Consider the following 20,746-nt stretch of genomic DNA (forward strand, 5'->3'; position numbering starts at 1 on the left):
CGAGTGACCCAGATCTGATGTGAGAGGTCACTCAGCTTACCGGTCGCTGACACCGCCATCGGGGGCAAGCCCCCTCCCACAGGGGTTATGGGGTGTTAGTGGATTTGGATACAGACAATCCAGCGCGCGGTGAGACCATATCGATCAGGCGACGCAGGGCAAATGTGGGAGGGGGCTTGCTCCCGATGACGGTGGGGCAGTGACGGATAGTCTGGCTGATCCACCGTCATCGGGGGGCCCCTCCCACAGTTGATTTGAGTAGTGTCAGGGACCTTGGATTATTTCGGATAAAGCGGCGGCAAGCTGGTGGTGTCGGTCGCCGGGTCTTGGTCGCGCTCGGCCACGGGGATGGCCTTGATCGCCCGCCACAGGTCGTCACCCAGCCAGTACTGGCCGCTTTCGCTGTACAGCGCACCATTTAAGCCATCCAGTGCATCTGACAATGGTACAAACCGCGCCGCCATGTCGGCCAGGGTTTCTGGCTGTTGCCTGGCCCAGGCGTCTAGAGCCTGGCGGGTGGCGTGGGGGTCGTTGGCCTGGGTGGCACGCTTGAGGTCGTCGAGCAAGGTGCGTGGGCTCGGGCCGGTTTGCGCGGCGCGCTGCACGGCTGGTTGCCGGCGGGCACGCCACCAGAGACCGAAGCCCAGCAGGGTGGTGCAGGCCAGGAGCAGCGTGCTCAGTTGCCACTGCCACAGGCGCTCATCGTCGGGGGCGGTGATGATGGTCGGTGTGGCAGGTGTATCCACCAACAGGCTTGGGTTAACCGCCACTTGCACGGTGCGCGCCGGCAGGGTGGTGTGCTCCAGGTGGTCTTCGTGGGTGTTCCACCACACCACTTCAACCGGCGGCAGTTCCAGGGCGCCGGCGCGGGTTGGGACCAGGGCTTCGCGGTCTTCACGGCTGCCGGTCAGGCCGCGGTCGCTGGTCTGGTTACCGAGTACCGGTTGATCGGGATAGCGGCGCAGGCCATTGACTTCAGTGCTGGGCAGCGCCGGCAACTGCGCGCTGGACAGGCCTTCGGCCTCGACGGTGAGGCTGCGTGTCAGTGAGTCGCCGACTTGTACATGGTCCGGCGTGGGGTTCCAGCCTTCGCTCAGGGTCAGATTGCGTGCCGGCAGCCAAGGCGCGTCGGCGGGGTAGAGGTCCGGCTTGGGCTTGATGGTCAAGGGCAGGGCCGCGGAGCTGACGTGAATCATCTTGCCCGGCTTGGTGCCCTGCAGCGTGTTTTCCTGGGCCGGGCGCGACTCCACCAGCGTGGCGCTGAAGGTCTGCGCCGGAATCATCACGGTGCCGCTGTGTTGCGGGTAGAGGGCGTAGCGGGTCTCGATCACGCCATGGCGGATGCTGTTGATGACCTTTTCATAGGTGCGCGACTCGCCCAGTTGCTCGACACGGGCATCGGGAATCTGCAATGGCGTCAGGCTGCTGTCGTCATACAGCGATACCGAGTGGTATACGCGCACGGTCAACAGCGCCTGGGCCTGGACGTACACGCTGGTCTGGTCGAGGTTGGCTTCGATAAACACCGGGGCCAGTTCGGCGCTGGTGTTCTGGCTGGCGGTTTCCACCACTTGCAGGGTGATCGGCTGGGTCTTGAGTGCGCCGACTTGCAGCGGCGGAATGATCACCGTGCCGTTTTCCTTGGGCAGCAGGGTGATGATCCAGCGGGTGGTGGCGTGGTTATCGCCGCCCAGGGTGGTGAGCTGGTTGATCTGGCGAGTGCCGCTGACTTCGAACTGCGCATCCAGGGGCGAAAGGTCCGGCTTGCCGAACTGGGTCACGTCACTGGATTCCACCGTCAGCTCCACCGTTTCCCCGGAGTTGAGGCGGCTGCGGTCAACACTGGCGACCAGGTTCGCGGCCTGGGCGTGGCCTGTCGACATCGCGAGCAGAAGCAGAAGGGTGGTGCGGCGGCTCATCGAGTCGTGTCCTGATGTTGTTGCTGTTCGTACCAGAATTTGCGCCGCAGCAGCTCGCCGGGGTTGTCCGGGATCTCTTGCAGCCATTGCTCCAGGGCCTGGCGGCGCTCGCCTTCAAGGCGGGTATCGGCTGGGCGCAGGGGCGGCGTGGTGGTGCGCTCGTCGCCCAGTTCGCTGCGCGGCACTTCATTACCGCCTGGCTGTGGAGTGGCGCCGGCCTGGGTCTCACCAGTGCCGGCTTCGCCCTGGCCTTGGGACGACTGTTCGCCGCCCTGGGCCGTTTGCCCGCTGGCGCCCGGTTGCGCAGTTTGGCCGGGTTGGGCGGTTTCGTCATCTGCGTTTTTTGTCGGCTGGTCCGGCTCGGGCTGCGCTTGCGCCTGCATCAGCGTTTCAACCAGGGCTTTGTTTTTCAGCGCCGGTTGCAGGTCGGGCTGGGCTTCCAGGGCCTGTTCATAAGCGTCAATGGCGGCTTCCAGTTCACCGGCCTTGGCCAGGGCATTGCCACGATTGTAGTGGGAATAGGCGTCGCTGTCCTGGGCAAAACGTTTAATGGCCTCGGCGTAGTTGCCCGCTTCGTACAGCGCCACGCCTTGCCATTGCGGGTCCTGGAAGCGTTCGGCGGCTTCGGCCGGGCGCTTGTGCTTGAGCAGGTACTGGCCTTGCTGGTCGGGGCGCAGCCACAGGTCTTGCAGTTCAAAGGCATAGCTGGGCTGCGGGGCGCCCAACAGCAGTAACGGCAAGCAGAACAGCCAGCCGCGCCGCCCGGCGCAGGCCGCCAGCAGCAGCAGCGGCAGGAGCAGCCAGTAACCCTGGTCGGCCCAGGTATCCAGGAGCAGCAACTGGCCATCGTTGCGCAGGGCCTGTGCGTTGTCGAGCAGGCCGAGCTGGCGCAGGTCCTTGTCATCCAGGCGCGCCGCCCGGTAGCGGCCACCCATTTCACTGGCGAAGGCCTTGAGGGTCGGGCTGTCGAGGCGCGGCACCAGGATCGCGCCCTGGTCGTCCTTGAGGAACTCGCCGCTTTCCTGGGTCACTGGCGTGCCTTCGCGGCTGCCGATGCCGAGGATCGACAAGGGCGGTGCCTGGGCACTTTGCAGTTGCAGGCGGATGCCTTGGCGTTCCTGTTTCGACAGCGAGGAGCCGACGAGCAGCAGGCGCCCCTGGCCCAGGCCGCCTTGCTTGAGCAGGCCCATGGCCTTTTCAACCGCCAGGTCGGCACGGTGGCCGGGCTCGGGCATGATCGAGGGGCGCAGGGCTTCGAGCAGGTTGCGGCTGGTGGCCAGGTCATCCGAGAGCGGCACCAGGGTGTGGGCGCTGCCGGCATATACGACGATCGCGGTTTGCGCATCGCTGCGCGCTTGCAACAAGTCATACAGCTTGCGCCGCGCCTGCTCCAGGCGGTTGGGCGGGCTGTCGGTGGCGAGCATTTCCGGGGTCAGTTCCAGCAGTACCACCAACGGATCGGAGGGTTTCTGGCTGGACTGTTCCACCCGTTGCCAGCTAGGGCCAAGCAGCGCCAGTACGGCCAACAGCCAGGCTATGCCGAGCACCACCCAGGGCGATTTGCTCTCGCGACCGTTGCCACCACTGAGCAATACGGCATGGAAGGCCGGCGGCAGGATCATCTGCCAGCGCCCGGCGCGTTTTTGCCGGTGCCACAACTGCCACAGTAACCAGCCAAGCAGCGGCAACAGCAACAGCCACCACGGGCGCAACCAATGCGGCCACAGGACGATCATCGGCGCCTCCGCAAACGCAGGCGCTGAAGGCGCTGGCGCCATTCAGGATGTTGTTGCAGAAAAATCCCCTTGCTCGACAGCTTGTTGAACCAGCGTTGTAAAACGTTGTTCGGCCAACGCTCCTGGATCACCAGCAACAGGCTCAAGATCAGCGCCAGGGCCAACGGGGCGCTGTACAACGCGTGGGCCGGGCGCGCTTGGGTCGGTTGTTGTTCGACGGGCTCCAGGGTGTCGAGCGTCTCCTTGACTTGCTGCAGCTCCTCGCCGTCATGGGCGCGGAAATATTGACCGCCAGTGGCTTCGGCCAAGGCTTTGAGCGCCGGCTCGTCGAGGTCCAGACTCGGGTTCACGCCGAGGATGCCCAATGAACCGGTTTGCTCGGGGTCGGCACCGATGCCGATCGGGTAGATTTTTACCCCTTCTTCGGCCGCCAGGCGCGCCGCCGTCAACGGATCGATCTGCCCGGCGTTATTGGCGCCATCAGTGATCAGGATCAGCACACGACTTTGCGCCGGACGCTGGCGCAGACGCTTGAGGGCCAGGCCGATGGCATCGCCGATAGCGGTGTTCTTGCCGGCAATGCCGATGCGCGCTTCGTCCAGCCAGGTGCGCACCGTGCGCCGGTCGAAGGTCAGCGGTGCTTGCAGATAGGCTTGGCTGCCGAAGAGGATCAGGCCCACGCGGTCACCTTCACGCTCCTGCAGAAAGTCCCCGAGCAGGTGCTTGACCAGGGACAAGCGACTCACGTCTTCGCCCTGCCAGTGCATGTCGGGGAAGTCCATCGAGCCGGACACGTCGACCGCCACCAGCAGATCCCGGCCACTGGCAGCAATTGGCAAGGGTTCGCCAAGCCATTGCGGGCGGGCGGCGGCGGTCAGCAGCAACAGCCACAGCACCACGAAAGGGGCTTGCTGGCGCCAGCCGGGCAGGTTGGCGCGGGCGCGACGGCGGGCCAGGCCTTCGAGGTCGCTGAGGTAACTGACTTTCAACGCCGGCTCGCCGCTGTCGGCCACCGGCAGCACCAGGCGCATCAACCAGGGCAAAGGCAACAGGGCGAAGATCCACGGCCAGGCGAACTCAAACATGTTTGCGGATCCAGGTGTCGACGGCCTGGGTCAGGCCGGCGATGGCTTTGTCATCGAGTTTGCATTCGGGTTTGTAGGCGCCTTCCACCAGCACCATCCAGCGCGTCAGGCCGGCCGCGGGGCAGCGGTTATCCAGGAAGGCCAGCCATTTGCGCCCGTTGAGGGTGTGGCTCTGGCTGTAAGGGTAGTCGTTGCGACACAGGCGCTTGAGCAGGCCGTTGAGTTGTTGCAGCCAAGCGCCGGCGGGGGCGCCGTCGTAAGGCTTGGGCATCAGCGCCAACTCGGCCAGGGCGGCGATGCGCAACGGGTCCAGCGGTTGTTCGGCGCGGGCCACGGGGTGGCGGGTCGGCAGCAAGTGACGCAACGACCACAGGCCCCAACCGAGCAGTGGGATCACCAGCAGCAACAGCCACCAGCCCGGCGCAGGTGGCCAGAAACCAATGGTTGGCGGGGCAATCAGCGGTTGCAATTGGTCCAGGCTGCTCATTATTTTTTAACCGGGCGTTGCGGGTTGAGGTATTCGCGCAGTTGCTCGACCATTTCACTCTGGGTGCTCAAGGGCATCAGCAGCACGCGCAATTTCTGCGCGAGCCGCTCCCAGCGGGCGATACGCGCCTCGGCCTGGGCCTTGTAGGCTTGGCGCAAGTCGATGTTCAGCGTGTCCAGCTCCAATTGCGCGCCACGTTCGGCAAAACGCAGCAGCCCGGCGGCGGGCAGGGCGTGGTCCAGTGGGTCGGAGATCGGCAGCAGCAGCAAGTCGCAATGGCGCGACAGCAGGCTCAGCTGTTGCTCGGCGCCTTCGGTCAATGCGCGTTCATCGCAGATCACAATCCCCAGGCTGCCCGGGCGCAACACCTCGCGACCACGGCGCAGGGCCATGCCCAGGGCGTCGGCCTCCGGGCGGCTTTCGGTGTTCAGGCTCTGGTTGACCCGCACCAGGCGGTTGAGTAGCTGCAGCAGGCTTTGCTTGCTGCGCCGCGGCTTGATCTCGTAGTGCTCGCTGTCACCGAATACCAGGCCGCCGACCCGATCGTTGTGCCCCAGCGCCGCCCAGCCGATCAGGCTGGCGGCCTGGGCGGCGAGCACCGACTTGAACATCTGCCCCGAGCCGAAAAACAGCCGGCAGCTCTGTTCGACCATGATGAAGATCGGCCGCTCGCGTTCTTCATGGAACAACTTGGTGTGCGGCTCCTGGGTGCGCGCCGTGACGCGCCAGTCGATGGTGCGCACGTCGTCGCCGGCCTGGTACACGCGTACCTGGTCGAAGTCGACACCGCGCCCGCGCAGCTTGGAATGATGCAGGCCGATCAATGGGCTGCGCTGGCCCGGCGTAGAAAACAACTGCACTTCACGCACGTGGTGGCGCATCTCAATCAGTTCACTGAGGGTTACGCGGATACCATCGCCTGCGTTCATCGACTTCAAGCGACGGCAACAACGTCAAGAATGCGTTGCACCACGCGATCCTGGTCCACCCCGGCGGCTTCGGCCTCGAACGATAGGATGATGCGGTGGCGCAGTACGTCGAACAACACCGCCTGGATATCTTCCGGGCTCACGAAGTCGCGACCGGCCAGCCAGGCATGGGCGCGGGCGCAGCGGTCCAGGGCGATGGAACCACGTGGGCTGGCGCCGTAGGCGATCCACTCGGCCATTTCCGCGTCGAACTTGGCCGGGGTGCGCGTGGCCATCACCAGTTGCACCAGGTATTCCTCCACCGCATCGGCCATGTACAGGCCGAGGATTTCCTTGCGCGCGGCGAAGATCGCCTGCTGGCTGACGCGGCGCTCGGGCTTGGTTTCGCCATTCAGCGCTTCGCCACGGGCCTGTTGCAGGATGCGCCGCTCCACGGCGGCGTCCGGAAAGCCAATCTTGACGTGCATCAGGAAGCGGTCGAGCTGGGCTTCGGGCAGTGGGTAAGTGCCTTCCTGCTCGATGGGGTTCTGGGTGGCCATCACCAGGAACAGCGGCGACAGCTCATAGGTGCTGCGGCCCACGCTGACCTGGCGTTCGGCCATGGCTTCGAGCAAGGCCGACTGGACCTTGGCCGGGGCGCGGTTGATTTCGTCGGCCAATACTAGGTTGTGGAAGATCGGCCCTTGTTGAAATACGAAACTGCCGGTTTCCGGGCGATAGATCTCGGTGCCGGTGATGTCGGCCGGCAACAGGTCGGGGGTGAACTGGATACGATGGAACTGCGCTTCGATGCCTTCGGCCAACTCCTTGATCGCCTTGGTCTTGGCCAGCCCGGGTGCGCCTTCGACCAGCATGTGGCCATCGGCGAGCAGGGCGATCAGCAGGCGATCGATGAGTTTTTCCTGGCCGAGAATCTGCGTAGAAAGAAAGGTTCGCAGCGCAAGCAGCGCTTCACGATGTTCCATCGATGACGGTTCCTGGAAAGATGAGCCTGGGGGTGTAAAACATGCCAAGGCCCTGGGGCGTCTACTTTAATGCATCGAAAGGGTGGCGACTAACGACGTAACGAGTATTTTTGGCAAAAATTGTAGGAAGAATATCAATGGGGGAGGGGGCTTGCCCTAATGCCGGGTCAGCCAGCATCAATGTTTACTGGGCCGACGCCTTCGCGCGCAAGCCCCCTCCCACATTTGATCAGCAGTGCAACGGGTATTCTGCTCAGATCCGGCTGAAAGTGCCGGTGTTTTTGAGGATGTTCTGCAGAGTCTCTTGCACGTCGGCCATATCAGCCGCCGCAGTGGTGTGAATGATCTCCAACTGATCCTTGCCCCCCAGCGCATCGGCATCACCGGCAGCCAGTTCAATAAGCAGGGTTTTATCACTCAAGGTGACTTTCAGCCCATCCAGCGTAGACGGCTCGTAATCCCAGGTCAGTTCCACTTCATCTTCGTCTGGATAGCGGGTCAGCATGAACATTTCGCCGTTCCTGCCATGGCAGCAAAGCATGGCCATGTTGTCTTCTTCGTCGTCACAGGGGTTGACGAGCAGGCGCTCGGTGGTCAATTGCATGGGCGGTCCTCTAGAAACAGCACGCGTGGGTGCTAAAACCTCGATTTTGCCAGTCCGTTGGTGATTATGCCGAATTTAAGTTGCCGGATCTGTCTGGGTCTCAATGAAAGATCAGCCCGGCCGGGGGTCATGAATTCAAGACCATCTGTTTCAAAAGTGGGATGGCGGGTGCGACAACTGGCTTTATGGCATTACCCAGCCCTGCTGTAACTACAGGTTTGATGGCATTGAACACACCGTAGGTTATTCGGTTATCGGCGTCTGGGCGGTTGTGGACTTTGTCATCTATACCGACGCCTAGCTTCAGTACGCCCGAGGCAATGTTCAGGCCAGTGAGCAATATGCCGACGGGAGGGAGCGCAATCCCCAGAGGGGTCGCGAATAAGAGCATGATGTCTAGGTACTTGCCGGCCTTGAGAATCTGGTTTTTTGTGCGGTCGCTATTAAGAACGAATTGCTGGCTGGTACTCTCTTTCATCGCGGATTCTGTATTTCGCTGAAGCTCCTTGAAAGGGTCCCCCTCAATTTTATCACCGCCGAATATTTCGCCCTCCTTCCAGTCTCCACGTTGTTTGTGAAAGGCCACATGGCCTGGTTGCTGTAGTCGCTGGTGAAATAACTCAAGGCTCTTTTCGAATCCGGCTTTGAATAAAGACGAACCCTGAATCGACTGCGAGAAATGCTTCTTGAATGCCTCGGCTTTTTCCTTGTCTTTTAACTGTTCACCCAGCCATTCATTCATCGCTGCGGGCGAGTCAAAAGCATGAAGGGGGGAGGAATTTCCCGGAATATACAAGAGCGTTTTGTTGGTTTTAGTGTCTCGGGTATAGAAAATGTCGATGGACTTGAAGCCATTAAACGTCAGGACCTTTGTTTCCAGGTCAGGATCGGGTACATAAGGTTTATTCAATGTCTGGGCAGAGGCGTCCATATACGTTTCATTTTTAGGTATGCCGCCCAGGCGCATAGCGATTTTCCGGCTCTCTTCATCCAGCGACTGTTCGTGATGCTGCTTATGTGCTGCTTTGAGGAAGGAGATTTTACTAAGTGTTGTGTAAGCGTCGCGTGTATTGTTATGTGACCAGTAGAAGTCCAAATAATTGTCGTAAGGCTTTTTGTACGAATGATCCCATACCATTTGCTGGAAGTCGGCAGCCGGAATCGGAACATGATTGTCAGCGCTGTATTTATTGGCAGACTCGGATGAAGGCTCGGTGTAAATCCCTTGATAGTGCGTTCGGTAGCCCTTCTCAGGGGGTAATGGGAAGGTGCCATCGGCGCCTGGGGGTTCGTTGTGACGCGAAATCGGTTCTATCTCAATAGAGGGAGGAGCTGCGCCTTCGGGAAGCTTGGGCACCTTCATGCTCATTGGGTTGCCTTGAACGTTTGAACGCGCAGCGTCGGCCAATGATATTTTTTGTACGATGGAACCTTTGTAAGGTTTTTGGGAGTTGTCATAGGCAATGGTCACTAAGTAGGTCTTTTCCGGGTCGAGGTCAATTCCCCATTTATGTTTGATCTGACCTTTAATGTGTACGGCAGTATGTTGGTTGGGAGACTTAATGGGTTTGTAGTTGTCTTGTGCCGCACTGTCGAGCGCGTTATTTCTTGGCAGTGGTTCGTTGAAGTATTCTGGCGTAGCGCCTTCGGGCGTCAGCTTTTTTTTGTATTGCCTCACCTTTTCATCGAACGTAAAGCCCGGAAAATGCCACCGCCTATAGCCTTCGGGTACAGGCGGGCTGTTTTCAGCTGGCGCATTGTTCTCAGGTATCTGCGCTGAGGTTATCGGAGGGGCGGAAGCTGTGGGGGAAATTGCCATGGACGAGTCTCGATCTTATATATTAAGCGGTTGCGCCAGGGTAATCATCCATCGATGTTGTAACTGGGCACAGTTATGTATTGATTGGTGAGTCAGCCCCTTGAGACGCCATTGAAAATAGACATTGGCGCAATAGGCATGGACTATCGAAGGTGCGTAGTGGGCATATTCAATCCCGGTCCTGGCATACCGGCTCTTGACCGAATATGTCGCCGTGCGGCAAGCAGGGGTCTCGCCACACTCGTTAAGCTGCGCACAGGATGTGCCCTGTGCCGGGAGCCCGACCTGCCTGTCATACCGTCGCCCCGGCCAGGTGTGTGCCTTATGGAAGTTGTATGTGACCTGACTGTCTTGTCCAGCTTCACCCACCTGTCGCCCTGATTCGTTTATCGTGACCCACGAACAGAGCCGACGGTCTCCCCGCAAGGGGGTAACACGCGACGCTTCCATCAATAACAAGCCCAAGCGGAGTACCACAGATGGCGTTTTTCACCGCAGCCAGCAAGGCCGACTTCCAGCACCAACTGCAAGCGGCACTGGCCCAGCACATCAGTGAACAGGCACTGCCACAAGTGGCGCTGTTCGCTGAGCAATTCTTCGGCATCATTTCCCTGGATGAACTGACCCAGCGTCGCCTTTCCGACCTGGCCGGTTGCACCCTGTCTGCCTGGCGCCTGCTTGAGCGCTTTGATCACACCCAACCGCAAGTGCGGGTCTACAACCCCGATTACGAACGTCATGGCTGGCAATCGACCCACACCGCGGTCGAAGTGCTGCACCATGACCTGCCTTTTTTGGTGGACTCGGTACGCACCGAGCTGAACCGCCGCGGCTACAGTATCCACACCCTGCAAACCACCGTGCTCAGCGTGCGTCGTGGCAGCAAGGGCGAGCTGCTGGAAGTCCTGCCAAAGGGCACCCAGGGCGACGGCATCCTGCAAGAATCGCTGATGTACCTGGAAATCGACCGTTGCGCCAACGCCGCCGAATTGAACGTGCTGAGCAAAGAGCTTGAGCAGGTGCTGGGCGAAGTGCGCGTGGCCGTTGCCGATTTCGAGCCGATGAAAGCCAAGGTCCAGGACCTGCTGGCTGGTATCGATGCCAGCCCATTTGCCATCGACGGCGAAGAAAAAGCCGAGATCAAGAACTTCCTCGAATGGCTGGTGGGCAACCACTTCACCTTCCTCGGCTACGAAGAGTTCGTGGTACGTGACGAGGCGGACGGCGGTCATATCGAATATGACGCCAGCTCCTTCCTCGGTCTGACCAAACTGCTGCGCGCCGGCCTCACCGCCGAAGATCTGCGCATCGAAGACTACGCGGTAGCCTATCTGCGCGAACCGACCGTGCTGTCGTTCGCCAAGGCTGCACACCCAAGCCGCGTGCACCGCCCGGCTTACCCGGACTATGTGTCGATCCGTGAAATCAGCGCCGACGGCAAGGTTATCAAGGAACACCGCTTCATGGGCCTGTATACCTCTTCGGTGTATGGCGAAAGCGTGCGGGTGATTCCTTACATCCGCCGCAAGGTCGCTGAGATCGAACGTCGTTCGGGCTTCCAGGCCAAGGCGCACCTGGGCAAGGAACTGGCCCAGGTGGTTGAAGTGCTGCCCCGTGACGACCTGTTCCAGACCCCGGTGGACGAGCTGTTCAGCACAGTGATGTCAATCGTGCAGATCCAGGAACGCAACAAGATCCGCGTGTTCCTGCGCAAAGACCCGTACGGTCGGTTCTGCTACTGCCTGGCCTACGTACCGCGCGACATCTACTCCACCGAAGTGCGCCAGAAGATCCAGCAAGTGCTGATGGATCGCCTGAAAGCGTCGGACTGCGAGTTCTGGACCTTCTTCTCCGAGTCGGTACTGGCCCGTGTGCAACTGATCCTGCGGGTCGACCCAAAGAACCGCCTGGACATCGACCCGCTGCAACTGGAAAAAGAAGTGGTGCAAGCCTGCCGCAGCTGGCAGGACGACTACGCCAGCCTGGTGGTGGAAAGCTTCGGCGAAGCCCATGGCACCAACGTGCTGGCGGACTTCCCGAAAGGCTTCCCGGCCGGCTACCGCGAGCGTTTTGCCGCGCATTCGGCCGTGGTCGACATGCAGCACCTAAACAGCCTCACCGAAGCCAACCCGCTGGTGATGAGCTTCTATCAGCCCCTGGGCCAGGTTTCCGGCCAGCGTGAGCTGCATTGCAAGCTTTACCACGCCGATACCCCGCTGGCACTGTCCGACGTGCTGCCGATCCTGGAAAACCTCGGCCTGCGCGTGCTGGGTGAGTTCCCGTATCGCCTGCGCCACGCCAATGGCCGTGAATTCTGGATCCATGACTTTGCGTTCATCGCCGCCGAAGGCGTGAACCTGGATATCCAGCAGCTCAACGACACCCTGCAGGACGCGTTCGTGCATATCGTCCACGGCGATGCCGAGAACGATGCATTCAACCGTCTGGTACTGACCGCTGGCCTGCCTTGGCGCGACGTTGCGCTGCTGCGTGCTTATGCTCGCTACCTCAAGCAGATCCGCCTGGGCTTCGACCTGGGTTACATCGCCAGCACCCTGAACAACCACACCGACATCGCCCGCGAGTTGACCCGGCTGTTCAAGACCCGCTTCTACCTGGCGCGCAAGCTCACCGCCGACGACCTGGAAGACAAGCAGCAGCGCCTGGAACAAGCGATTCTCACTGCCCTGGACGACGTCCAGGTGCTCAACGAAGATCGCATCCTGCGTCGCTACCTGGACCTGATCAAGGCCACGCTGCGTACCAACTTCTACCAGACCGACGCCAACGGCCAGAACAAGTCGTACTTCAGCTTCAAGTTCAATCCGCATGCGATTCCTGAGCTGCCAAAGCCGGTACCGAAGTTCGAAATCTTCGTGTACTCGCCGCGTGTCGAAGGTGTGCACCTGCGCTTTGGTAATGTCGCCCGTGGCGGCCTGCGCTGGTCCGACCGTGAAGAAGACTTCCGTACCGAAGTATTGGGCCTGGTAAAAGCCCAGCAGGTGAAGAACTCGGTGATCGTGCCGGTGGGTGCCAAGGGCGGCTTCCTGCCGCGTCGCCTGCCATTGGGTGGCAGCCGTGACGAGATCGCGGCCGAGGGTATCGCCTGCTACCGCATCTTCATTTCCGGCCTGCTGGACATTACCGACAACCTGAAGGATGGCGCCCTGGTGCCACCGGCCAACGTCGTGCGTCATGACAATGATGACCCGTACCTGGTGGTGGCGGCGGACAAGGGTACTGCGACCTTCTCCGACATCGCCAACGGCATTGCCATCGACTACGGCTTCTGGCTGGGTGATGCATTTGCTTCCGGCGGTTCGGCCGGTTACGACCACAAGAAAATGGGCATCACCGCCAAGGGCGCGTGGGTCGGTGTGCAGCGTCATTTCCGTGAGCGCGGCATCAACGTGCAGGAAGACAGCATCACTGTGGTGGGCGTCGGCGATATGGCCGGTGACGTGTTCGGTAACGGCTTGCTGATGTCCGACAAGCTGCAATTGGTTGCAGCCTTCAACCACATGCACATCTTCATCGACCCGAACCCTAACCCGGCCACCAGCTTCGTCGAGCGCAAGCGTTTGTTCGAGCTGCCGCGTTCGTCGTGGACCGACTACGACACCAGCATCATGTCCGAAGGCGGCGGTATCTTCTCGCGCAGCGCCAAGAGCATCGCCATCTCGCCACAGATGAAGGAACGCTTCGACATCCAGGCCGACAAGCTGACCCCGACCGAACTGCTCAACGCCTTGCTCAAGGCGCCGGTGGACCTGTTGTGGAACGGCGGCATCGGCACCTACGTCAAGGCCAGCACCGAGAGCCATGCCGACGTGGGCGACAAGGCCAACGACGCGCTGCGCGTCAACGGCAACGAGCTGCGCTGCAAGGTGGTGGGCGAGGGCGGCAACCTCGGCATGACCCAGCTGGGTCGTGTGGAATTCGGCCTCAATGGCGGCGGTTCCAACACCGACTTCATCGATAACGCCGGTGGTGTGGATTGCTCCGACCACGAAGTGAACATCAAGATCCTGCTCAACGAAGTGGTGCAGGCCGGTGACATGACCGACAAGCAACGCAACCAGTTGCTGGCGAGCATGACCGACGAAGTCGGCCACCTGGTGTTGGGCAACAACTACAAGCAGACCCAGGCCCTGTCCCTGGCGGCGCGCCGTGCCTACGAGCGCGCCGCCGAGTACAAGCGTCTGATGAGCGACCTGGAAGGCCGTGGCAAGCTGGATCGCGCCATTGAGTACTTGCCCACCGAAGAGCAGCTCAGCGAGCGCGCTTCTGCCGGCAAGGGCCTGACCCGTCCGGAGCTGTCGGTGCTGATCTCGTACAGCAAGATCGACCTCAAGGAAGCGCTGCTCAAGTCGCTGGTGCCGGATGACGAGTACCTGACCCGTGACATGGAGACCGCGTTCCCGCCGAGCCTGGTGGCCAAGTTCGGTGAGGCCATGCGTCGTCACCGTCTCAAGCGCGAGATCGTCAGCACCCAGATCGCCAACGACCTGGTCAACCACATGGGCATCACCTTCGTGCAGCGCCTCAAGGAGTCGACCGGCATGAGCCCGGCGAACGTGGCCGGCGCCTATGTGATCGTGCGCGACATCTTCCACCTCCCGCACTGGTTCCGTCAGATTGAGGCCTTGGACCACCAGGTCTCTGCCGACGTGCAACTGGAACTGATGGACGAGCTGATGCGCCTGGGCCGTCGCGCTACGCGCTGGTTCCTGCGCAGCCGTCGCAACGAGCAGGACGCCGGGCGTGACACCGCGCACTTCGGACCACACCTGGCCGCGTTGGGTCTCAAGCTCGACGAGTTGCTGGAAGGTCCGACCCGCGAAGGTTGGCAGACCCGCTACCAGGCCTACACCGAAGCTGGTGTGCCGGAGTTGCTGGCGCGCATGGTGGCCGGTACGACTCACCTGTACACCTTGCTGCCGATCATCGAAGCTGCCGACGTGACCGGGCATGACGCCGCCGAAGTGGCCAAGGCCTACTTTGCGGTTGGCAGCGCCCTGGACCTGCCGTGGTACCTGCAGCAGATCAGCGATCTGCCGGTAGCCAACAACTGGCAGGCCCAGGCCCGCGAAGCCTTCCGCGACGATGTGGACTGGCAGCAACGGGCGATCACCATCGCGGTCCTGCAAATGGCCGACGCGCCCCAAGACATGGAAGCCCGCGTGGCCCTGTGGCTTGAGCAACACCAGGACATGGCTGATCGCTGGCGCGCGATGATGGTGGAAATCCGTGCTGCCGTGGGCACGGACTACGCCATGTATGCAGTGGCCAACCGTGAGTTGCTGGACCTGGCGTTGAGCGGTCAGTCGGTGCTGTAACGACGCGACTGAACGTTAGCGCTTAAAAAGTCCCCGGATCGAAAGATTCGGGGATTTTTATTGGGCGCAAGATCAATCGGCCAATACGGCAGGTGGGTCGTTATTTCGCGGTGCCGGGGATAATCAACTCCTCCAGGCGAGCGAACAGGTTTGGAGTGTTGTTTTCAACGGCGGTCAACGCCAGTTTCGCCTGTTCGTGATCTTCCAGGCTCATGCGCATTTCGATCATATGGACGTCCGCTGGAAGCCTTGGTGGGATAGGGGCCGGCATGCTTTTCTGGACATACTTCAACAGGGCGTAGGCGAGGGGGATGTTTTTTGCCAACCCGTATGGGTTTGTAAAGGGCGGTGCGCTACCGTCCTCGTTCGGCGCGAAACGCTCACGGTAGGGCATGTTGGCGAGTGCATATCCATATTCCATCATCGCCTCCACGTGGCCCATGTTAGCCAGCCGAGCAAGCCGAGTGCGCTTTTCCGCCACGCTGGCGGTGGAGTCCTCGAAGAAGACCCGTGCGTACAACGCCAATGGCAGGCCTGCGTCGGCAGATTCTTGATACAGTTCTTCGATTCGCGCCAGGCGCAGCGCGTCGTTAGCAATCAATTTCGGATTGCGTTGATACTGTTCGGCGAGTTTGAACTGGGCCAGGCTGAAGCCTGCGGCGGCGGATTTTTCCAGCCAGCTGAAGTCATCGGTGATGAGGTACTGGTAGTACATACCTTCGGGCTCTTTATGCGCGGGGAACTTGCTCACCAGTGTCTTGGCTGTTTCCAGCGACTCGGTATCCCCCAACTGTATAAGTGCCGGAATGTAGTTCAGCGCTGCGGCGAGTTTCAGCCATTTCTTGGTTTCTTCACTGGCGTGAGAGGACAGTTTTCCTTGCTCGCTGTGCCAGATGCCGTCTCGGTAAACGTTACACGTGGCCATGCCGAACTGACACTCGGGAAACTGGGCGGCCGAGGCTATGGTCAGAAAATGCTCGGCCTCTTCTATTTTATTGAGCCCGAGCATCTTCATTCCGGCCTGCGCCGCACTTTGGTTCAGCTCATCCAGTGCTGTTGTCATCGGCAGTGACAAAGTCTCTTTTTGAGCATTCAGTTGGGACAGCACATTGAACAGTGCGGGCCTCACATTTGATTCGGCGGACATGATCTATACCTGTAATAAGCACTGAAATTGTGCGAATTCAGGTTATGGAACCGCGGTCCCTCACTGTCGCTACATATCTATCATTGGTCATGGCAGGCCGTATCAATGCTGCAAGTGACGCGCCAAATGATGCTCCAGGTGCTTCAAGTGCCGAGCCATCAGCGCCTGCGCGTGAGCAATGTCATTGCGCGCCAGAGCGTCGACAATGCCCAAGTGTTCTTCCCATGCACACCCGTTGCGCGGCTGCGTTTCACAGTGCGCAATCATCAGTGAGGTCAACGGCACCAGGCTGTTGAGGAATTGCTCCAATGGCTTGTTGCCCGCGATGACCGCCAACCGCAGATGAAACTCGCCGGACAGCCGAATGGCTGCCGCGTGTTGGTCGCGTGCAAGGCTTTCCTGTTCCCGCAGGATGAGTTCGCGCAACTGGCGCAGGTGTTCCAGGGTGGCGTTGGCGCAGGCCAGTTGCACCACGGTCATTTCTGTCAGGCGCCGGGCTTCCAGGATCTGCTGCGCTTGTTGTCTGTCCGGTACCGCGACCTCGGCCCGCTTGTTGGGACGCAGGATGATCACGCGCTGCAGGGAGAGCCTGGCCAACACGCGGCGAATAACGCTGCGACTCACACCGAAGGTCTCGCCCAGGCCTTCTTCGGTAAAGCGGCTGGACGGGACGATGCGTTGCTCGAGGATGGCGTCGAATAGCTGTGGATAGATGTCGTCCACCGACGGTTTTTCACCGGCGACCAGGCGAAGGGCAGGGAGTATAGGGTTGTATTGCAGGGCGTGAGCGTTCATGGCCAGTCTCCAAAAATCAGCTGCCCAGATGGTCGTCCGGGATATTCAGGCGAATGCCCATGCGCAAGCCTTCCTGAAGGATATGCCGACGCATTTCGGCACTGGCCAGGGCGCTGTTCTTGTTGCGGATGGCGCGCACCACGGCTTCGTTTTCCTGCAGGCGCTCAGCCAGGTGTTCAGGCGAGTTGCGCAGCACTTGTGCGCTTTGCTTGAGTGCGTTGCTGGTTTGCTGCACCACATTCTGGAAAATCGGGTTGGAGGTGAGGGCGAACAGTTCTTCGTGGAAATCGATATAGGCGTTCATGCCGGCTTCGGCATCACCAGCATCCAGGGCTTCGCGCATGTCCATCAGGGTAAGGCGCAATTGGCCGACTTCCTTGCTGCTGATGGATTGGGCCACCAGGCCGACGATAAAAGGTTCGAGGGTGTAGCGCAGTTGCAGGATGTCTTCGAGGCTGGCATCGGCCACGGCGTCGCTCGATTGCGGCTCGCTGACGCTGGTTTCCAGCACAACGACGCCTTTGCCGGGCATGGAACGCACCAGGCCGAGTGTTTCCAGCACGATCACGGCTTCACGCAGGCTCGGGCGGCTGATGCCCAACTGTTCAGCCAATTCACGCTGGCCGGGCAGCATTTCCCCGCGCCGCCACTGGCCGCGCTTAAGTGCGGCGCGCAGTTTCTCTACAACTGAATTGACGACGGTTGAAGTGCTGATCACGTCGTGTGCTCCTTGAAGTTGCAAATACGAGGTTCAAACTGTTGAAGATCAAAGTGTGAGAGGGGCAAGCCCCTCCCACATTAAAATTCCTGATGCGCCGGCAGTACCGGTTTCTTGGCCTGGAAGGCATACCCTTGCTGGCCGTCCAGCACCTTGTTGGCGCGTTGGATATCAATGTCTTTCTCCCAGCGCGCAATCGCCACGGTAGCCACGCAGTTGCCGATCAGGTTAGTCAATGCACGGCCAATGCCCATGAACCAGTCCACCGCCAGCACCAACACCAGGCCGACCACCGGAATGGCCGGGATCGCCGTGAGCGTCGCCGCCAGGATTACCAGCGCCGAACCCGGAATACCATGGGCACCTTTGGAGGTGATCAACGATACCAGCAGGATCGTCAGCAAGTCGGTCATCGACAAGGGTGTGCCGGTGGCATTGGCGATAAACACGATGGCGAGGGTCAGGTAGATGGAAAAACCGTCGAGGTTGAACGAATACCCTGTCGGAATCACCAGGCCCACGGTGGAACTGCCAATACCCAGGTGTTCCAGCTTACGCATGATCTGCGGCAGCACTGCATCAGAGGAGGCGGTGCCCATCACGATCAGCAGCTCTTCACGCAGGTACTTGAGCAGGGGCAGCATGCGCAGGCCCGACAGGCGCATCACCAGGCCGAGGATCAGCGCGACGAAAGCAAAGCAGGTCAGGTAGAACAGCCCCACCAGGCTGCCAAGGTGTTGCAGGGAGTCCAGGCCATAAGTGCTGGTGGTGAACGCGATCGCGCCGAATACACCAATTGGCGCCAGGCGCACGATCATGCCCATGATGCGGAAGATCACATGGCTCAGCTCGTTGATCAGCCGGGAGATGCCGCTGGCCGCTTCGCCCACCAGGTTCAGCGCACTACCGAACAGCACCGAGAACAGCAGCACTTGCAGCACGTTGTTGTCGGCGAATGCGCCGATCACCGAGTTGGGGATCAGGTCCATCAGGAACTGGCTGGTGCCCTTGATGTGCTGGCCCTTGTCGGCCAATTCGTTCAAGCCAGCAGACGACAGTTGCTCCAAGTGAATATTGGCGCCGCTACCAATGCCGGTGCTGAACGCCATGATCAGCCCGAGCACCAGGGCGACGGTGGTGAGTACTTCAAAGTAGATCACCGACTTGAGGCCGATGCGTCCGACTTTCTTCAAATCGCCGGCGCCGGAAATACCGCTGACCACCACGCAGAAGACGATCAGGCCAATCAGCATTTTGATCAGCTTGATAAAGCCGTCGCCCAGGGGTTTGAGTTGCGAGGAGAATTCGGGAAGGGCCAGGCCGCAGACTATGCCCAGGATCAGGCCAATCACGACTTGCAGGAAAATCGAACGCGAGCACCATCTGAGCATGGGAAGGATCTCTATTCGGGTGCCCTGGTGGGTCCAGGGCTTAATTGTTGTGGTCTTACCGGTAAGTCCAGTGCGCGGCCAGTCTACGCTTGGCTTTTTTCAAATCACAAGTAAATATTCGACGGTCGGCGGGTCCCGGTCTGACCAGTGGGTCGGTAAGTCCGGTGCTTGAGCGGTTGGCGGGGTTTGAATTTTTTTGCGTATCATCCGCCCTCGGCACACGAGGTGATGGATGGACCAATCAGGGCTGACCACCGACGCAGCAGGGCTTCGCCATTGCACCTGGCGCAACGCCGCCCCCGAATACCCGCATTACCACGACCACGAGTGGGGCGTGCCGGTGGCCGATGACATCCAGTTGTACGAGAAGATCTGCCTGGAGGGCTTTCAGGCGGGGATGGCGTGGATCACCATCCTGCGCAAGCGTGAAAGCTTTCGGCAGGCGTTCGAGGGCTTTGATTTTCGCCGGGTGGCGCAGTATGGCGAGGCGGATGTCGAGCGCTTGATGCGTGACCCGGGCATCGTGCGCAATCGGGCCAAGATTATTTCCGCAATCAATAATGCGCGGCGGGCCTGTGAGTTGGTGGATGAGACTGGATCATTGGCACGTTGGCTGTGGGCATTTGAGCCTGCCGAAGATGAGCGCCCGACGCGGGTAGATATGGCTTACTGGGCCGCCAATCCGACCTCGCCGGCGTCGGTGCGCTTGTCCAAGGCCCTGAAGAAGCGCGGCTGGACCTTTGTCGGTCCGACCACCATGTACGCGCTGATGCAGGCGATGGGGATGGTCAATGATCATCTGGAAGGCTGCGTTTGCCGCCCGCGCATCGAAGCGCTACGGTGCACGTTCAAGCGCCCTTGAATCGGCGTGTAAAGGGGCGGTGCGACGATCCGACTTGCTCCCGTTTGCTGCCTGACAGCTTATAGCTATCTGACTGATGCGCCGCGATCCAAATGTGGGAGGGGGCTTGCCCCCGATGGTGGCCTTGGGGCCGACCAGGATGTTGGATCAGATCGAGTACATATCCATTGCTGCGGTAACGGCCACTTAGGGGTCCGCTCTGACAGCGGCTCACTTTTGGAAGGACCGGAATGCCGGCCCAGCCAAAAGTAAGCAAAAGGTCCTCGCCCCACCACTCGGCACCTCGCTTAGGCTCGGTGTACCCGTAATCCGCCAGGGATTTGGGCGGCTAAACCGGCATCCCTGCCGGTTTACCCCCCAAATCCCTGTCGAATTCCGGCCAGCGTGGTTTAACGGGGCGCCTAAGATCAAAAGCAGATCAAGATCAAGAGCGACTCGCTGCGCATCGTGGTTACGGTCGGCTGCTACAAAGTTGTGTAGATACCCGTGCTCATCGGCGGCGAGCCCCTACATTGGTTCAGTGGTGCGGCGGCTTACTGTGGCAGGGGTGTGAGCACTTCAGCCTTGTCATCCATCACCATCACCACCAGCAGTTTCGCCGGTTGGGTCTGGCTGGCATTGCTCGACTCAAAGTGCCGTGAGCCCGCCGGTTCGTAGAACGATTCCCCGGCTTTGTAGGTGATCGCCTTTTCCTCGTTGACCCGCGACGTGATCTGGCCTTCAAGCACATAGGCTACGGCAGTACCGGTGTGGCTGTGAGGTACGGTGGCCTGGCCGGGGGCGTAATCCACGGTCAGCATGAGGACTTTCTTGCCGGGTACGTTGCTCAAGGCATGCTCGTGCAACACCTTGAGCGTTTCTTTGTTATAGACCGGGTCGTGGGCGTGGGCGCTGAGGGACGCGAGCATCAGCGTAGTGACGAGCAGTCGTTTCATGGTGAGGGTTCCAGG

General features: G+C 60.5%; 15 protein-coding genes. 2 read left to right on the forward strand and 13 right to left on the reverse strand.

All coding sequences use genetic code 11. The annotated features are described in order from the left end of the window. Window positions 1-278 precede the first annotated feature (278 nt). The 8 genes from BLU48_RS08855 to BLU48_RS08890 form a co-directional block, all read right to left on the reverse strand. Complete coding sequence (locus BLU48_RS08855; RefSeq protein ID WP_057025264.1) at window positions 279-1,919, reverse strand: BatD family protein; 1,641 nt, start codon at window positions 1,917-1,919, stop codon at window positions 279-281. Continuing rightward, window positions 1,916-3,655: a tetratricopeptide repeat protein gene (locus BLU48_RS08860; protein ID WP_057025265.1), complete on the reverse strand. Its 1,740-nt coding sequence runs from the start codon at window positions 3,653-3,655 to the stop codon at window positions 1,916-1,918. The genes BLU48_RS08855 and BLU48_RS08860 overlap by 4 nt, the downstream gene beginning before the upstream one ends. After that, the gene (locus BLU48_RS08865) at window positions 3,652-4,740 is read right to left on the reverse strand and encodes a vWA domain-containing protein (protein ID WP_057025266.1); all 1,089 of its coding nucleotides are present in this window, start codon (window positions 4,738-4,740) and stop codon (window positions 3,652-3,654) included. Before BLU48_RS08865 ends, BLU48_RS08860 begins: the two co-directional genes overlap by 4 nt. After that, window positions 4,733-5,227, reverse strand: coding sequence for a DUF4381 domain-containing protein (locus BLU48_RS08870; RefSeq protein ID WP_057025267.1), 495 nt, complete (start codon window positions 5,225-5,227; stop codon window positions 4,733-4,735). Before BLU48_RS08870 ends, BLU48_RS08865 begins: the two co-directional genes overlap by 8 nt. Continuing rightward, entirely contained in the window at window positions 5,227-6,156 is a 930-nt protein-coding gene (locus tag BLU48_RS08875; protein ID WP_057014814.1) for a DUF58 domain-containing protein, read from the reverse strand. Before BLU48_RS08875 ends, BLU48_RS08870 begins: the two co-directional genes overlap by 1 nt. Window positions 6,157-6,161: 5 nt before the next feature. After that, entirely contained in the window at window positions 6,162-7,121 is a 960-nt protein-coding gene (locus tag BLU48_RS08880; protein WP_046068397.1) for an AAA family ATPase, read from the reverse strand. A gap of 253 nt (window positions 7,122-7,374) precedes the next feature. Continuing rightward, entirely contained in the window at window positions 7,375-7,725 is a 351-nt protein-coding gene (locus BLU48_RS08885) for a hypothetical protein (protein WP_057025268.1), read from the reverse strand. A gap of 127 nt (window positions 7,726-7,852) precedes the next feature. After that, on the reverse strand, window positions 7,853-9,544 hold the full coding sequence (locus BLU48_RS08890) for a dermonecrotic toxin domain-containing protein (protein ID WP_057025269.1): 1,692 nt from the start codon (window positions 9,542-9,544) through the stop codon (window positions 7,853-7,855). Between the two features lie 479 nt (window positions 9,545-10,023). Here BLU48_RS08890 and BLU48_RS08895 point away from each other — a divergent pair, with 479 nt between their 5' ends. After that, a complete protein-coding gene (locus tag BLU48_RS08895; protein WP_057025270.1) occupies window positions 10,024-14,883 on the forward strand; it encodes an NAD-glutamate dehydrogenase in 4,860 nt (1,619 codons plus the stop codon). A 100-nt stretch (window positions 14,884-14,983) separates the two neighbouring features. Here the strand turns inward: BLU48_RS08895 and BLU48_RS08900 are convergent, their stop codons facing one another. The 4 genes from BLU48_RS08900 to BLU48_RS08915 all read right to left on the reverse strand — a co-directional run bounded on the left by BLU48_RS08900 (window position 14,984) and on the right by BLU48_RS08915 (window position 18,934). Further along, on the reverse strand, window positions 14,984-16,030 hold the full coding sequence (locus BLU48_RS08900) for an SEL1-like repeat protein (RefSeq protein ID WP_057025271.1): 1,047 nt from the start codon (window positions 16,028-16,030) through the stop codon (window positions 14,984-14,986). A gap of 102 nt (window positions 16,031-16,132) precedes the next feature. Next, window positions 16,133-16,825 carry a GntR family transcriptional regulator gene (locus tag BLU48_RS08905; protein WP_057025272.1) on the reverse strand — a complete coding sequence of 231 codons (693 nt, stop codon included), beginning with the start codon at window positions 16,823-16,825 and terminating at the stop codon, window positions 16,133-16,135. Window positions 16,826-16,841: 16 nt separating this feature from the next. Beyond that, window positions 16,842-17,543 carry a FadR/GntR family transcriptional regulator gene (locus BLU48_RS08910; protein ID WP_057025273.1) on the reverse strand — a complete coding sequence of 234 codons (702 nt, stop codon included), beginning with the start codon at window positions 17,541-17,543 and terminating at the stop codon, window positions 16,842-16,844. Between the two features lie 80 nt (window positions 17,544-17,623). Further along, window positions 17,624-18,934, reverse strand: a complete 1,311-nt coding sequence (locus tag BLU48_RS08915; RefSeq protein ID WP_043051317.1) for a C4-dicarboxylate transporter DctA — start codon at window positions 18,932-18,934, stop codon at window positions 17,624-17,626. Between the two features lie 232 nt (window positions 18,935-19,166). On the opposite strand from BLU48_RS08915, the gene BLU48_RS08920 reads away from it, so the two are divergent. Further along, window positions 19,167-19,796, forward strand: coding sequence for a DNA-3-methyladenine glycosylase I (locus BLU48_RS08920; protein ID WP_057025274.1), 630 nt, complete (start codon window positions 19,167-19,169; stop codon window positions 19,794-19,796). Between the two features lie 533 nt (window positions 19,797-20,329). On the opposite strand, the gene BLU48_RS08930 is transcribed toward BLU48_RS08920, so the two are convergent. Further along, a complete protein-coding gene (locus BLU48_RS08930) occupies window positions 20,330-20,731 on the reverse strand; it encodes a cupin domain-containing protein (protein WP_057025275.1) in 402 nt (133 codons plus the stop codon). Between the last annotated feature and the right edge of the window lie 15 nt (window positions 20,732-20,746).

The organism is Pseudomonas synxantha (assembly GCF_900105675.1).
GTDB classification, from domain to species: Bacteria; Pseudomonadota; Gammaproteobacteria; order Pseudomonadales; family Pseudomonadaceae; genus Aquipseudomonas; species Aquipseudomonas synxantha.

Bases quoted from the DNA above. Each gene is read 5' to 3' on its own strand.
- BLU48_RS08855 (WP_057025264.1), bottom strand. From the start codon at position 1,919: ATGAGCCGCCGCACCACCCTTCTGCTTCTGCTCGCGATGTCGACAGGC.
- BLU48_RS08860 (WP_057025265.1), bottom strand. From the start codon at position 3,655: ATGATCGTCCTGTGGCCGCATTGGTTGCGCCCGTGGTGGCTGTTGCTG.
- BLU48_RS08865 (WP_057025266.1), bottom strand. From the start codon at position 4,740: ATGTTTGAGTTCGCCTGGCCGTGGATCTTCGCCCTGTTGCCTTTGCCC.
- BLU48_RS08870 (WP_057025267.1), bottom strand. From the start codon at position 5,227: ATGAGCAGCCTGGACCAATTGCAACCGCTGATTGCCCCGCCAACCATT.
- BLU48_RS08875 (WP_057014814.1), bottom strand. From the start codon at position 6,156: ATGAACGCAGGCGATGGTATCCGCGTAACCCTCAGTGAACTGATTGAG.
- BLU48_RS08880 (WP_046068397.1), bottom strand. From the start codon at position 7,121: ATGGAACATCGTGAAGCGCTGCTTGCGCTGCGAACCTTTCTTTCTACG.
- BLU48_RS08885 (WP_057025268.1), bottom strand. From the start codon at position 7,725: ATGCAATTGACCACCGAGCGCCTGCTCGTCAACCCCTGTGACGACGAA.
- BLU48_RS08890 (WP_057025269.1), bottom strand. From the start codon at position 9,544: ATGGCAATTTCCCCCACAGCTTCCGCCCCTCCGATAACCTCAGCGCAG.
- BLU48_RS08895 (WP_057025270.1), top strand. From the start codon at position 10,024: ATGGCGTTTTTCACCGCAGCCAGCAAGGCCGACTTCCAGCACCAACTG.
- BLU48_RS08900 (WP_057025271.1), bottom strand. From the start codon at position 16,030: ATGTCCGCCGAATCAAATGTGAGGCCCGCACTGTTCAATGTGCTGTCC.
- BLU48_RS08905 (WP_057025272.1), bottom strand. From the start codon at position 16,825: ATGAACGCTCACGCCCTGCAATACAACCCTATACTCCCTGCCCTTCGC.
- BLU48_RS08915 (WP_043051317.1), bottom strand. From the start codon at position 18,934: ATGCTCAGATGGTGCTCGCGTTCGATTTTCCTGCAAGTCGTGATTGGC.
- BLU48_RS08920 (WP_057025274.1), top strand. From the start codon at position 19,167: ATGGACCAATCAGGGCTGACCACCGACGCAGCAGGGCTTCGCCATTGC.
- BLU48_RS08930 (WP_057025275.1), bottom strand. From the start codon at position 20,731: ATGAAACGACTGCTCGTCACTACGCTGATGCTCGCGTCCCTCAGCGCC.